This is a genomic window from Halomonas elongata DSM 2581 (assembly GCF_000196875.2).
Taxonomy (GTDB): Bacteria; Pseudomonadota; Gammaproteobacteria; order Pseudomonadales; family Halomonadaceae; genus Halomonas; species Halomonas elongata.
Map to the genome: position 1 here is coordinate 1,153,669 of NC_014532.2, position 13,577 is coordinate 1,167,245.

Below are 13,577 nucleotides of genomic sequence, written 5' to 3' on the forward strand. Positions count from 1 at the left end.
CACCATGCAACGCCGAGGACGCTTCATCACCCTGGAAGGCGGCGAAGGCGTGGGCAAGTCCACCAACCTCGCGCTGGTGGCCGACCATCTCGAGGCGCGAGGCCTCGAGGTGGTACGCACCCGGGAGCCGGGGGGCACCCCCCGGGCCGAGGCCATTCGCAAGCTGTTGCTCGACCCCGCCGCTGACGAACCGCTTGACGATGACGCCGAACTGCTGCTGGTGTTCGCCGCCCGGGCCCAGCATCTGGCCCGGGTCGTGCGCCCGGCGCTCGAGCGGGGAGCCTGGGTGGTCTGTGACCGCTTCACCGATGCCACCTTTGCCTATCAGGGAGGCGGACGTGGTATCGACACCGCGCGTATTGCCGAACTGGAGGCGTTCGTCCAGCGCGGCCTGACGCCCGACCTGACGTTGCTGCTGGACATGCCCATGGCAGCGGCCCAGCGCCGGCTCGAGGGGCGTCTCGACCGTGACGGTGGCCAGCGTGACCGCTTCGAGCGCGAGCGCGCCGAGTTCTTCGATGCCGTACGCCGTGCCTATCTGGAACGCGCCGACGAAGCGCCGGAGCGCGTCTACGTGGTGAACGCCGACCAGCCGCTGGACGCCGTGCAGGATGAATTGAAATCGCTGCTCGATGGTTGCCTGGAGGCCTGGGCATGACGGACATCGTGCGCCCCTATCCCTGGCTGGCGACGCGCTGGCAGGAGATCACGCGCCTCGCCGATGCCGGTCGCCTGCCGCACGCCTTGCTGTTTGCCGGGCCGAAGGGCATCGGCAAGCAGTCGCTGGCCGAGGCGTTGATCGCCCGGACCCTGTGCGCCGCGCCCGGCGAATTCGCGTGTGGCCAGTGCCACGCCTGCCAGATGCTGGCATCCGGCTATCATCCGGATTTGATGCGCGTCTCGCCCGAGGAGGGCAAGCGTCAGATCCGCATCGGTCCGGTGCGCGACGTCAATGCCTTCGTCTCCCAGACCGCCCAGCAGGGCGGCTACCGGGTGATCGTCATCGCGCCGGCCGAAGCCATGAACGTGGCGGCCTCCAACGCCCTGCTCAAGAGCCTGGAGGAGCCCGGCGGCAAGACCCTGTTCGTGCTGTTGTCCGACATTCCCTCGCACCTGCTGCCGACCATTCGCTCGCGTTGTCAACAATGGAGCCTGGCGACGGCGGATGAGGCGCAAAGCCTGGCCTGGCTGGGCGAGCGGCTCGGCGGCGAGGAGGATGCGCGCTTCTGGTGGCGCGCGTCGGGGGGCCTGCCGCTACGGGCCCTCGAACTGGCCGATCCGGAGTCCCGGGCCTTGCGTCAGCAGCTTCACGAAACCTTCGATGCCCTGGTGCGCGGCGCGGAGCCGGTCGCCGAGGCCGCGCGACTGGATCGGCAGTCGATCGACGCCATCCTGTGGTACGGTATCGCCTGGCTCGAGGACCTGATTCGCCTCGGGTTGTCGGGCGTCTCCGCCGAGTTGCGCAATCCCGATCTGTTGCCGTTGTACCGCCAGGCGGTCAAGAATGCCCGGGTCCGCGACTGGTTCCGGCTGCTGGACTATGCTCGCGAACAACGGCGCCTGCTGGCCGAGGGGAACAACCCCAATCCGCAACTGGTGCTTGAAGCCTGGCTGGTGCGCTGGGCGGCCCTGTTGAGATCCTGAACCGGCCGAGTACGTCGCATACCACTCCATCCATTCACAACCGGTGAAGCTAGCGCATGTTTGTCGATTCCCACTGTCATCTCGACCGCCTCGATCCGCGCACCCATGACGGTGATGTCGGGGCAGCCCTGGAGGCGGCCCGCGCCCGTGACGTGCGCCAGTTCCTGGCCATCGCGACGACGCTCGAGGGCGTGCCCGGCCTCGCCGCCCTCGCTCGCGAACACGATGACGTGGTGATTTCCGCCGGCGTCCATCCCCTGCACGAGGTGCCCGAGGAGCCGAGCGTCGAGGCCATCATGGAAACGGCCGACGGCCATGGCGCTGTGGCCATCGGCGAGACCGGGCTCGACTATCACTATGATGGCGTGCCGCGTGAAGTGCAGTACGAGCGCTTTCGCCGCCACCTGATCGCGGCCACCCAGCTCGGCCTGCCGGTGATCATCCATACTCGCGAGGCTCGGGAAGATACCCTGGCGCTGATACGCGAACACGTCGATCCCGAGGTGGGCGGCGTGCTGCACTGCTTCACCGAGGACCTGGACATGGCCCGCGAAGCGGTCGGCATGGGGTTCCATATCTCGCTGTCGGGCATCGTCACCTTCCGCAATGCCACCTCGGTGCGTGAGCTGGCGAGCCGCTTGCCGCTGGATCGCATGTTGATCGAGACCGACAGCCCTTATCTGGCGCCGGTTCCTCATCGTGGCAAGCCCAACGAGCCGGCCTGGGTGGTGGAAGTGGCCGAATGCATTGCCTCCGAGCGCGGCATCAGCGTCGAGGAGGTGGCCATGCAGACCGCCGCCAACTTCTATCGACTGTTCAAGGCCGCCGCGCCCGAAGCCTCGAGCGAGGTGCGTCAGTCATTGGCCAGGGCTGGCTTGGTCTAGTCCCCGGGCAAAGACGAGAAAGCCCGGTGCCGGAAGGAGGGCGCATGCATCTGGATTCACTGCTGGTCGATATCGACGCCTCGGGTGGAATTCCGCCGGTGGATCGCTGGGCGCCCGAGCGCGCCGGCGAGATGGACCTGCTGATCGCCGCCGACGGTCGCTGGATTCACGAAGGTGGTGTCATCGGTCGGCCGCGCCTGGTGCGACTGCTCTCCACCATTCTGCGCCGCGAAGACGATGGCTCCCACTGGCTGGTGACGCCCGTCGAGAAGCAGCGTATCCAGGTCGAGGATCTGGCCTTCATCGCCGTCGATGCCGAACGCGATGACCAGGGCGACTGGCATGTCGTCACCAACCTGGGCGATCGGGTGATGCTCGACGACACTCACCGCCTGAGTGTCACCGCCACGCCGCGTGGTGAATGGGTTCCCGAAGTGCCGGTGCGCTTCGGGCTCGCCGCGCGGCTGGGGCGCAATCTCTTCTATCGACTGATCGAGCAGGCCGAGGAGCGGGTCGACGAGCGAGGCGACGCCTGGCTGGGGCTGACCAGTGGCGGTGCCTGGCATCCGCTGGGGCGGCTGGACGGCGAGGCGCCATGCGTTTGACGCCGGAACAGCGCGCCGTCGTGGCGCATGATGGAGGCCATGCCCGGGTCGCAGCGGTAGCCGGTGCCGGCAAGACCACCACCCTGGTCGCCCGGGTGCTGAGACTGCTCGAGCGAGGCGTCGACCCGACACGCCTGCTGGTGTTGATGTTCAACCGCTCCGCCCGCGAAGACTTCCAGACGCGGCTCACGGCCATGGCGCCGGCGGGGCAGCGGTTGCCCGACGTGCGAACCTTTCACTCTCTGGGACATCGCCTCAGCCAGAGCCTGACCCGCTGGGGCGTGCTGGCGCCACGCCAGTTGCTGACAGCCGACTGGCAGCTCGAACGCCTGTTGCGCCAGGCGTCGCTGAATGCCCTGGAAGGGGCGCCCGAGGCGCGCGAGACCGCCCTCGACGCCGACAAGCTGGAAGCCCTGGCGCACTTCTGCGGGCTGGTCAAGGCGGAAATGGCCGAGCCCGCCGAGCTCTATGCACGGCTCGATTTCGGCGATGGCACCGAGCACTTCGTGGGCGCCTTCGAGCAGGCCGAGACCCTGCTCGCCGAGCATGGCCTGATGACCTACGCCGACCTGATCTACCGCCCGCTGCGGGCCCTGGAGGCCGACGCCGGTCTGCGCGATCGGGTGCAGGGCTTTCTCGATCACGTCATCATCGACGAATATCAGGACATCAATGTCGCCCAGCAGCGCCTGCTGGCCGTACTGGCGGGTCGCCAGGCGGCAGTGATGGCGGTGGGGGATGCCAACCAGTGCATCTATGAATGGCGCGGTGCCCATCCCGACACCATGCTCGAGAACTTCACCGCGACCTTCGGCGCCGCCCACGATTACCCGCTCTCGACGACCTTCCGGCATGGCCATGCCCTGGCGCTGGTGGCCAATCATGCCATCGACGCCAACCGGCGCCGCCCCGACCAGATCTGCCTGGCCGCGCCCGACAATCCGGCCACGCAACTGGCGGTGAATCAGGGCAGTCAGGCACTGCTCGACGAACTCGCCGCCTGGCAACGCCAGGGCCGAAACCTCTCGGAGGCCTGTCTGCTGGTGCGTAGCTGGGCGCTGTCGGTGCCGCTGCAACTGGCGCTGCTGCGCGCCGGAATTCCCTTCCGGCTGGCTCGGGAGGATCGCTTCGTGTTCCGCCTGCCGTTGGTCGAGGCGTTGGCGGGCTATCTGATGCTGGCCCGGGACGCTTCCCTGCTGCAGGACCCCGGCCATCTGCTGACGTTGTTGTCCCAGCCGACGCCCTTCGTGCCCCGCGAGCGTCTATCGGCACTGGCGGCGCGCCTGGCCGAGACCCAACGCTGGCCCGAGCGTCACGATCCGTTGCTGGAAGGCATCAAGCCCCATCAGCGGCGTACCCTCAAGCGTCGCTGGGCTCTGCTGTGCGAACTGCCCAAACGCTCGAGCTGGTCGCCGGCCCGCCTGCTCGGCCATGTGATCGAAGAGGTGGAGGCGGAGAAGGTGCTCAAGCGGGCCGCCGCGCGTCGCGACAAGGGCGAGGAAGACGTGCGCCTGCTGGATGTGCTCATCGAGCAGGCCGGCGAGGTGAGCGACCTGGCAGCCTTCACCGACCTGTTGCGTCGGCCGGTGGAGAACCGCGACGATGGTGTGCTGATCAACACGGTGCACGGTGCCAAGGGGCTTGAGTGGCCGCTGGTGATGCTGGCTGGCACCAACGAGGAAGATTTTCCCCACTATACTCGGGACAACCCGCTGACGCCCCAGCGGCTCGAGGAAGAACGTCGGCTTTTCTATGTCGCCATTACCCGTGCCCGGGAGCGTCTGGTGATGCTGCACGATGGCGGCGAGCACCGGCCCAGCCGTTTTCTCGGCGAAACCGCCTGGCAGGATGGCCAGCGCGTGGCGCAACGCCTTGCGGGGTCACAAGAGACTACCCCCGTCGCGGTAGCGCGCCCCGACCTGGTGCGCCGTTATCTGTCGGCCCTGTCGCCCGAGACGCCGATTGAACTGCCTGTCGAGGCAGCCGAAACGCCGGGGGTTGCCGAGCGCGCTGCCGACTATCGGGTCGGCCAGCGGTTGAATCACGCTGTATTCGGCGAAGGCGAGATCAGCGTGGTGGAGGGCGATCCGGCCAATCCGGTGATCGAAGTCCGTTTCCTGCAGGCTGGCCGGCGACGCCTGATCGCCAGCCGAGCGCCCATCGAATTGCTGGAAGGAGAGCACGCATGAGCGATGTCCTGATCGGTGCCGAAGAGTTGCATCACTGGCTTCAGGAGCAGCCGACACCCGTGGTGCTGGATTGTCGGGCTCGGCTCGGCGATCCCGAGGCCGGGATTCGTCTGTGGCGCGAAGGGCATGTGCCCACCAGCCGTCATCTGGATCTCGACCGCGACCTGGCCTCGTCGCCCGGCGTGCGGGGCCGGCATCCGCTTCCCGAGCCCGGCGACTTTGCCGCGACGCTGCGCCGGCTCGGCGTCGAGCCCGGCCGCCCGGTGGTGGTGTATGACGATATGGGCGGACAGCTCGCAGCGGCCCGCGCCTGGTGGATGCTGGCCCAGTGGGCGGGGCACCCGGACGTGAGAGTGCTCGATGGCGGGTTGCCGGCCTGGCGCGAGGCGGGCGGTACGCTGGTCGAGGGCGAGCAGGCGGAGACCTCGGCAAGTGACTGGGCGCCGGTCTTCGATGACGACACCTGGGTCGAGGCCGACGAGGTCTTTTCCAGCCGGGCGCTGAAGCTCGATGCACGTTCACGGGAGCGTTTTCGTGGCGAGAACGAGCCGGTGGATGCGCTGGCAGGGCATATCCCCGGTGCGCGCTGCCGGCCCAGTGCAGACAACCTGGACGAGAGCGGGCGTTTCAAGTCACCGGAGGCGCTGCGCGAGGCCTTTCCGGGGGCGAGCGATGTCATCAGCTACTGCGGCTCCGGCGTCACCGCCTGCCACAATATCCTGGCCCACGCCGTGGCCGGCCTGCCGTTGCCCAAGCTCTACGTCGGTTCGTGGAGCGAGTGGATTCGCGATCCGGCGAGGCCCGTCGCCACGGGTGACTAGGCAGCCCATCCGAGCACCTAGAAGTTGTAGTTGATGAATCCGCCCACGTAGGACTGGGTCGCATCACCGATCGCGTCGACGATGGGGCTATCCTTGGCGTCGCCGGTCAGGCGTGACACGCCGACGATGCCCGTGATGGACCATGTCCGCGTGAGATAATAACTGGCGCTGGCATTGGCGCCGATGCGGAAATAGCCCTCGTTCGGTGAGTACGCATCCAGCCCCGAGCGCCGGCTTTCCCGAGCGGAAATGCCGAACATGTCCTCGGTCCAGGCATTGCTCCCATAGGCAATGTTCGGGCCCAGCGAAACGGCGAGCCGCTGGGTCAAGCGCGAGCGCCAATGCGCCTTGGCGGTGGCATGGTAGCCATCCACGTCTCCGCTCAGAGGCGTTTCCACGGCCGCGCTGTACTGCCAATGTCCCGCGGTGTATTCGGTTCGCAACCCCGCCGTGACGCCTCCGTCGACCTTATCCAGGTGGTGCAGATCGTCGTCGTTGTCGCGCCCGAAGGTGTAACCGAGGAACGGCGATACCCGCCAGCCATTCCGATGAATGACATTCCAGCCCACGCCATCGCGCATGTTGATATACATGCTGTCGCCATAGGTCAGGTTGACCGCTGGCCATGCGGACGTCTCGTAATCGTCGCTTCCCAGATAATCGGGAGCGTAAATCGCTCCCGCGCCCAGACTTCCTTGCCAGCCGCTGTCCTGTGCCTGGCTGGGCATTGCCACCGCCAGCATCGGTAGCGTCACGGCCAGCACTGCGTATCGATATCCTGCCTGCATGCCGCCCGACTCCCTGGATTCATTTCATGACCACCGGTTGGCCGCCCGCCACGTTGCGGGCACACGCTCCGGTCCTTTACATACGATATCGTAGGTATCCTTGCCGCACCAGCCGGTATACTGGTCGTCCACCATGACCACCTGGGTGGCGTTGAAGACGTGCGTGGCCCCCAATATCGGAACAAGCTGATTGATGACACTGTGGTACTAGTTTATGACACTGTAGTACTAGGCGGAGTCGAGCAAGGAGAGTTGCCTCACGGCATCCTGCCCCTCGGGGCTGTGATCGTCGGCTTCCAGAACCTTGTGAAAGCCTCGCGAGGTCTGGATGGTTGCCTCGTCGTCTAGCCACATCATCGCCTGGGCGTGGTCGTCGGCGAGCTGGTGTTTCAGGCCGCCGAACTGGGTACCGATCTGCCCCCAGGCGCGGCTGAATATCCAGTCACCGAACATGTCCTGGTGGACATGTATCAGCACATAATCATGGTCAGTTTCCCAGCGGACGATCACGGTGGCTCCGGTGTTGGTTGCGTGGCAGCGTGGTGCCGCTCATGTAACATGATCGCTATTGTAAGGCCTTGTGCCCGGTGCTCAAAGCCGGCGGGCCGGTGCGGGAGGATGCCATCATGAGAATTGTCGTCGATGCCAATGTGCCCGAGGCCCAGCGCTGTTTCGGCGCCCTGGGCCAGGTGGTCAGTGTGCCTGGGCGCGAGATAGACGCCGCGACGGTACGCGATGCCGATGCCCTGGTGGTGCGTTCGGTCACCCGGGTCGACGAGGCCCTGGTGGCCGATTCCCGTTTGCGCTTCGTCGGCACCTGCACCATCGGCACCGACCATGTCGATGACCGGGCGTTGTCCGAGCGCGGGATCGGGTTCGCCAGTGCGCCGGGGTGCAATGCCGAGGCGGTGGTCGATTACGTGCTGGCGAGTCTGGCGACCCTGGCCGAGCGCGGTGGCTTTCGGCTTACCGAGCGCCGCGTGGGTATCGTCGGTGTCGGCAATGTGGGCGGGCGACTGCTGGCACGGCTGAAGGCGCTGGGCATCGACTGCCTGGCCTGTGATCCGCCGCGTGCCGAAGAGGAGGGCGGCACGGGATTCGTCGATCTGGATACCCTGATCGACGACTGTGATGTGCTCTGCCTGCACACGCCCCTGGTGGAGGATGGTCCGCATGCCACGCGTCACTTGCTCGATGCCCGTCGAATCGCCGAATTGACGCCGGGTACGCTGGTGCTCAATGCCGGTCGGGGAGATTGCGTGGACGGTCGGGCTCTGCGGAGCCGCTTGTCGGGGCAGGGCGATATCCCGGCGGTGCTGGATGTCTGGGAGAACGAGCCTGCGATCGACGCGGCCTTGCGTGACCAGTCGGCACTCGCCACACCGCATGTCGCCGGTTACAGCCTGGATGGCAAGTTGCGTGGCACACACCAGGTGTATCGAGCCCTGGCTCGCCATGTCGGGCTCCCTGCCCGGCTGGGCGAGGCCGACCTGATGCCGGCACCGCCGGTGCCGCGCCTCGTGCTGGATGGTGGACTCGAGATGGAAGAAGCGCTGAGGCTTTGCATGCGCGCCGTCTACGACCCGCGCCGCGACCACGATGCCCTGGAACATCTGGCACGGACCCGGGGAATGGCGAAGGGCTTCGATGCTTGTCGGGCCGGCTATCCGCTGCGTCGCGAATTCTCGACCCTCGAGGTGGTTCTCGAAGACGCCGCCGCCGATTTGGCCGAACCGCTATCGGCGGCGGGGTTTCGGGTCGGTTGAGGGAAGGACAAGCCGGGTTGTGTCGGTTTTACTTCCCTCTCAAGGCGCAGAGCGCCGTTCTTGCTTCCAGCGGCTCAGCCGCGTTCTTTACTGCCGATACGCCGCTTCCTTGAGGGCGCGGATGCGCTCGTCCAGCGGCGGGTGGCTGGCGAAGAGCTTCTCCATCAGGCGACGTGACTGGCCGGTGGTGATGGCGAAGGCCGTCAGGGTGTCCGGCATCTGATCGGGCATCTGGGTTTCGGCCTTGAGCCGCGCCAGGGCATTGATCATGGCGCCGCTGCCGGCCAGGCTGGCGCCGGCGGCGTCGGCGCGATATTCGCGGAAGCGCGAGAACCAGGCGACGATGGCCGAGGCGATCAGGCCGAAGACGATCTCGGCGACGATGACCACCGCGAAGTAGCCGAAGAAGCCCAGCCCTCCGTTGTCATCCTTGCGCAGGAAGCTGTCGACCACCTGGGCGACAACGCGCGCGAAGAACATCACGAAGGTGTTGAGCACGCCCTGGATCAGCGCCAGGGTCACCATGTCGCCATTGGCCACGTGGCCGATCTCGTGGGCCAGCACGGCACGGATCTCTTCGGGCTTCATGCGGTTGAGCAGGCCGGCAGAGACCGCCACCAGGGCATCGTCCTTCTTCCAGCCGGTCGCGAAGGCATTGGATTGCTGGGCCGGAAAGATGCCGACTTCCGGTGTCTTGATGCCGGCATCGCGGGCCAGCTCGGCCACGGTGTCGAGCAGCCACTTCTCGGTGGCGTTGGAGGGCGTTTCGATGACCACGGTGCCGGTGGAGCGCTTGGCCATCCACTTGGAGATGAACAGCGACACCACTGACCCTGCCATGCCGAAGATGAAGCAGAAGATCAGCAGCCCGGTCATGTTCATGCCGTTCTGGGAGAGGTAGGCATCCACTCCAAGCAGGCGCAGAGTGATGCTGGCGACCAGGATGACAGCCAGGTTGGTGCCCAGAAAGAGCAGAATTCTCATCATTGCCGGTTCTCTCCTGTCGAGACTGTCGCGCCCGGCCGGGAATCGGCGGGCGCGGCAAGTAAAAGCCATTGCTTAGATACGGTCTTTTGCCAAGGGTTTCAAGCTCGGCATCCAGAATGTGCCCATCTATTGGCGATAACGTGACAGGAAGCGTGCGAAGCGCTCCAGGGCATCGTCGAGCTGGTCGACCCAGGGCAGGGTGACGATGCGCACGTGATCCGGCTCCGGCCAGTTGAAGGCGCTGCCCTGGACCAGCAGGATCTTCTCCTGGAGCAGCAGGTCGAGGACCATTTGCTGGTCGTCCTGGATGTTGAAGACCTTGGGGTCCAGGCGCGGGAAGGCGTAGAGCGCCCCCTTGGGCTTGGTGCAGCTCACGCCGGGAATGGCGTTGAGCTTTTCATAGGTGATGTCACGCTGGGCGAGCAGCCGGCCGCCGGGCAGGATCAGGTCGTTGATCGATTGATAGCCGCCGAGTGCGGTCTGGATGGCGTGCTGGGCCGGCACGTTGGCGCACAGGCGCATCGAGGCGAGCATGGTCAGCCCCTGGATGAAGTCGCTGGCACGTTTCTTGGCCAGGGTGCCCGAGAGTGTCATCCAGCCGCTGCGAAAGCCGGCGCAACGATAGCTCTTGGAGAGCCCGTTCATGGTCACCACCAGCTGGTCCTCGGAGGCCAGGGAGCCGGTGGCGACATGCTCGACGCCGTCATAGAGAATCTTGTCGTAGATCTCGTCGGAGAACACCACCAGGTTGTGCTCGCGGGCGATGTCGAGCAATTCGCTGATCACTTCCGGGGGATAGACGGCGCCGGTGGGATTGTTGGGGTTGATGATGACGATGGCACGGGTATGGCTGGTCACCTTGGCGCGGATATCGTCCATGTCCGGCGCCCAGTCGGACTGCTCATCGCACAGGTAATGCACGGCGCGGCCGCCGGAGAGGTTGGCCGCCGCCGTCCACAGCGGATAGTCGGGGGCCGGAATCAGCAGTTCGTCGCCATCGTTGAGCAGCGCCTGCAGGGCCATCACGATCAGCTCGGAGACGCCGTTGCCGATGTAGATGTCCTCGATGCCGACGCCGGGGATCTCCTTGCGTTGGCACTCCTGCATGATCGCCTTGCGCGCCGAGTACAGCCCCTTTGAGTCGCAGTACCCCTGGGCGGTGGGCAGGTTGCGCATCACGTCCTGAAGGATCTCTTCGGGGGCCTCGAAGCCGAAAGGGGCGGGGTTGCCGATATTCAGCTTGAGGATGCGCTGGCCTTCGTCCTCCAGTCGCTTGGCGTGTTCGAGCACCGGGCCGCGGATGTCGTAGCAGACGCTGTCGAGCTTGTGCGATTTCTTGAGTGGGGCTGTGTCCATGTCGCGCTTCCAGGGGTGTCCAGATATGGCCGGGATGATGGGCTTGTCGGTGTTGCTTGTCGCCTAGTCGCCGCTCGCGTCCGTGGCGGCGTCTTCTTCTTCGGGAACCGGAATATCGGCGGGCGTCTCCAGGGTCAGGCGACCCAGCTTGCCATCGCGAAGTTCGTGCAACAGCACTTCGGCACCGCGATGCAGGTCGACCTCGCCGCCGGCACGCAGGCCGCCGCGCTTGCCGGCGATGGTGGTCAGGATGGCGTGGCCATCGAAGCCGGCCTGTGCCAGCAGGTCGGGGCCGGGATCGCCGTCGGCCTCGATGCGTTCGGCCTCGGGATTCGGCCGGTAGGGCGGCAGTTCCTTGAGCTTGTAGCGGGCCGAGAGAGCGTCGGGATAGCGCTTGGCAAGCTCGGCGGCGGTCACGATGGCCACGTCCACATAGTCGATGGCGGTGTCGCGAATGGCGCCGCTGGCGGCCAGTCGATAGGCGCTGGCCTGGTCCTCGATTTTCGGCCACAGCACCCCGGGGGTGTCGATGAGTGCCACCTGCCCGGCGATGCGAACCTTCTGCTGGCGCTTGGTCACGGCCGGCTCGTTGCCGGTCTTGGCGATGGTGCGTCCGGCCAGGCCGTTGATCAGCGTCGACTTGCCGACGTTGGGAATGCCCATGACCATGACTCGCACGTCGCGGTCTGCGCGGACCTGACCGGCCAGTTCATGGCACAGCTTGGGAATGCGCTTGAGTTCCCGGGCCTGGGTGGTGGTCACGGCCAGGGCGCGGGTATTCGGTTGGGCGTCGAAGTGGTTCGTCCATTCGCGCGTGCGCTCGGGATCGGCGAGATCGGCCCGGGAGAGCACCTTGAGCACCGGCTTGTGGCGGGTCAGGCTCGCCAGCATGGGGTTGGCGCTGGAGTAGGGCAGGCGGGCGTCGAGCACTTCGATCACGACGTCGATTTCCGGCAGCGCCTCGAGAATCTGGCGGCGTGCCTTGTTCATGTGTCCCGGGTACCAGCCGAGCATCGACCCCTCCTGCTTGCCTTGTAGGGCGGTTGGATAATGAAACGGCCGACCATCATAGCAGATGGCCGGCCGTCGCAGGGGCCGCCTTATTCGCCGGAATGGAAGTCCAGGGCCACTGAATTGATGCAGAAGCGTTGCCCGGTGGTTTCCGGCGGACCATCGGGAAAGACGTGGCCGAGATGGGCATTGCAGCGAGCGCAGGTTACCTCGATGCGTTGCATGCCGTGACTGTTGTCGGCTCGTTCCTCCACGCACTCGGAAGTGAGCGGCCGGTCGAAGCTTGGCCAGCCACAGCCGGCCTCGAACTTGTGCTCGTTCTCGAACAGGGGCGCGTGACAGCACACGCAATGGTAGATGCCATGTTCCTCGGTGACCTGGTAGTCACCCGTGAAGGGGCGTTCGGTGCCCTTCTCGCGGGTGACGTGATACTGCTCCGGCGTGAGCTGTTCGCGCCACTCGGCGTCGCTCTTCTCTATCTTCTTGCGCATGGCGGTCTCCTTGTCTTGCCTGCACTTCATTGTGACATTCAAGTCGGCCTTTTTTTCCAGTCAGCATCGCCAACGTTGGGTTGATAATCAACGGGATGGGCCTCGGGGTTGACTCTTTTCAAGGCCCTGAGTAATATACGCGCCACCTCGACGAGGCGAGACATGCGTCCCATTCGTCTAGTGGTCCAGGACACCGCCCTTTCACGGCGGTAACAGGGGTTCGAACCCCCTATGGGACGCCACTCGACTCATCAAGGTACCGGAGTGCGGGAATAGCTCAGTGGTAGAGCATCGCCTTGCCAAGGCGAGGGTCGCGAGTTCGAATCTCGTTTCCCGCTCCAATGCGTCCCATTCGTCTAGTGGTCTAGGACACCGCCCTTTCACGGCGGTAACAGGGGTTCGAACCCCCTATGGGACGCCACCTTCCGGTGGCTCGACAATGCGAAGTGCGGGAATAGCTCAGTGGTAGAGCATCGCCTTGCCAAGGCGAGGGTCGCGAGTTCGAATCTCGTTTCCCGCTCCAGGTTTTCAACATGAAAGCCAATGCGTCCCATTCGTCTAGTGGTCCAGGACACCGCCCTTTCACGGCGGTAACAGGGGTTCGAACCCCCTATGGGACGCCACATCGCAACGTTGATACACCACAATGTGCGGGAATAGCTCAGTGGTAGAGCATCGCCTTGCCAAGGCGAGGGTCGCGAGTTCGAATCTCGTTTCCCGCTCCATTTTCATTACCTCAGTAGTTCGTTGAATCAGGCGGTGCCAAGACTCGAGCCGCGATCCGGTGCGCCGGTCCGATCGAATCACGCTCCCGTTCCATTTTCTTGGTTTCAGTAGTTCGTTGAGTCAGGCGGTGCCAAGACTCGAGCCGCGATCCGGTGCGCCGGTCCGATCGAAGCACGCTCCCGCTCCAGTTTTCACGTATTCAAGCGGTGCCTGAGTTCGATCCACTGTCCGGTCGACTTGTGCTTCCCGCTTCGAGACATCATCGTCACGTCAGTCAGTTCGTCGATATCTTCTGCATTTGGTCGCGCG

13 protein-coding genes and 6 tRNA genes are annotated in these 13,577 nt (G+C 65.3%); 13 read left to right on the forward strand and 6 right to left on the reverse strand.

The features are described from left to right. Positions 1-4: 4 nt before the first annotated feature. From tmk to HELO_RS05430, 6 genes are read left to right on the forward strand one after another with little or no spacing between them, the layout of a single operon-like run. Positions 5-658 carry a dTMP kinase gene (gene tmk / locus HELO_RS05405; RefSeq protein WP_013331759.1) on the forward strand — a complete coding sequence of 218 codons (654 nt, stop codon included), beginning with the start codon at positions 5-7 and terminating at the stop codon, positions 656-658. Beyond that, positions 655-1,644, forward strand: a complete 990-nt coding sequence (locus HELO_RS05410) for a DNA polymerase III subunit delta' (RefSeq protein WP_013331760.1) — start codon at positions 655-657, stop codon at positions 1,642-1,644. Before tmk ends, HELO_RS05410 begins: the two co-directional genes overlap by 4 nt. Before the next feature lie 56 nt (positions 1,645-1,700). Next, on the forward strand, positions 1,701-2,528 hold the full coding sequence (locus HELO_RS05415; protein ID WP_013331761.1) for a TatD family hydrolase: 828 nt from the start codon (positions 1,701-1,703) through the stop codon (positions 2,526-2,528). Between the two features lie 44 nt (positions 2,529-2,572). Beyond that, positions 2,573-3,133, forward strand: coding sequence for a DUF1285 domain-containing protein (locus HELO_RS05420; RefSeq protein WP_041601933.1), 561 nt, complete (start codon positions 2,573-2,575; stop codon positions 3,131-3,133). Continuing rightward, a complete protein-coding gene (locus HELO_RS05425; RefSeq protein WP_013331762.1) occupies positions 3,124-5,322 on the forward strand; it encodes an ATP-dependent helicase in 2,199 nt (732 codons plus the stop codon). Before HELO_RS05420 ends, HELO_RS05425 begins: the two co-directional genes overlap by 10 nt. After that, positions 5,319-6,143 (forward strand): sulfurtransferase, encoded by an 825-nt coding sequence (locus HELO_RS05430; RefSeq protein ID WP_013331763.1) that lies wholly within the window; start codon positions 5,319-5,321, stop codon positions 6,141-6,143. The genes HELO_RS05425 and HELO_RS05430 overlap by 4 nt, the downstream gene beginning before the upstream one ends. A gap of 17 nt (positions 6,144-6,160) precedes the next feature. On the opposite strand, the gene HELO_RS05435 is transcribed toward HELO_RS05430, so the two are convergent. Together HELO_RS05435 and HELO_RS05440 are read right to left on the reverse strand one after the other, a co-directional pair. Further along, a complete protein-coding gene (locus tag HELO_RS05435) occupies positions 6,161-6,931 on the reverse strand; it encodes a MipA/OmpV family protein (protein ID WP_013331764.1) in 771 nt (256 codons plus the stop codon). A 228-nt stretch (positions 6,932-7,159) separates the two neighbouring features. Beyond that, entirely contained in the window at positions 7,160-7,441 is a 282-nt protein-coding gene (locus HELO_RS05440; protein WP_013331766.1) for a hypothetical protein, read from the reverse strand. A 116-nt stretch (positions 7,442-7,557) separates the two neighbouring features. Between HELO_RS05440 and pdxB the strand changes: the two genes are divergently transcribed. Then, positions 7,558-8,697, forward strand: a complete 1,140-nt coding sequence (gene pdxB / locus HELO_RS05445; RefSeq protein ID WP_013331767.1) for a 4-phosphoerythronate dehydrogenase PdxB — start codon at positions 7,558-7,560, stop codon at positions 8,695-8,697. An 87-nt stretch (positions 8,698-8,784) separates the two neighbouring features. On the opposite strand, the gene htpX is transcribed toward pdxB, so the two are convergent. From htpX to msrB, 4 genes are all read right to left on the reverse strand, one after another. After that, complete coding sequence (gene htpX, locus HELO_RS05450) at positions 8,785-9,684, reverse strand: protease HtpX (protein ID WP_013331768.1); 900 nt, start codon at positions 9,682-9,684, stop codon at positions 8,785-8,787. A 126-nt stretch (positions 9,685-9,810) separates the two neighbouring features. Further along, entirely contained in the window at positions 9,811-11,040 is a 1,230-nt protein-coding gene (locus tag HELO_RS05455) for a pyridoxal phosphate-dependent aminotransferase (RefSeq protein WP_013331769.1), read from the reverse strand. Positions 11,041-11,103: 63 nt separating this feature from the next. Continuing rightward, on the reverse strand, positions 11,104-12,054 hold the full coding sequence (gene ylqF, locus HELO_RS05460) for a ribosome biogenesis GTPase YlqF (protein ID WP_013331770.1): 951 nt from the start codon (positions 12,052-12,054) through the stop codon (positions 11,104-11,106). 86 nt (positions 12,055-12,140) lie between these two features. Next, a complete protein-coding gene (msrB, locus tag HELO_RS05465) occupies positions 12,141-12,542 on the reverse strand; it encodes a peptide-methionine (R)-S-oxide reductase MsrB (RefSeq protein WP_041601934.1) in 402 nt (133 codons plus the stop codon). A gap of 166 nt (positions 12,543-12,708) precedes the next feature. Between msrB and HELO_RS05470 the strand changes: the two genes are divergently transcribed. From HELO_RS05470 to HELO_RS05495, 6 genes are all read left to right on the forward strand, one after another. Further along, positions 12,709-12,784, forward strand: a tRNA-Glu gene (locus HELO_RS05470). 24 nt (positions 12,785-12,808) lie between these two features. Beyond that, a tRNA-Gly gene (locus HELO_RS05475) sits at positions 12,809-12,883 on the forward strand. A 4-nt stretch (positions 12,884-12,887) separates the two neighbouring features. Continuing rightward, positions 12,888-12,963, forward strand: a tRNA-Glu gene (locus HELO_RS05480). Positions 12,964-12,990: 27 nt separating this feature from the next. Next, positions 12,991-13,065, forward strand: a tRNA-Gly gene (locus tag HELO_RS05485). A gap of 24 nt (positions 13,066-13,089) precedes the next feature. After that, positions 13,090-13,165: transfer RNA gene (locus HELO_RS05490), tRNA-Glu, on the forward strand. Between the two features lie 27 nt (positions 13,166-13,192). Next, positions 13,193-13,267, forward strand: a tRNA-Gly gene (locus tag HELO_RS05495). Positions 13,268-13,577: the final 310 nt, after the last annotated feature.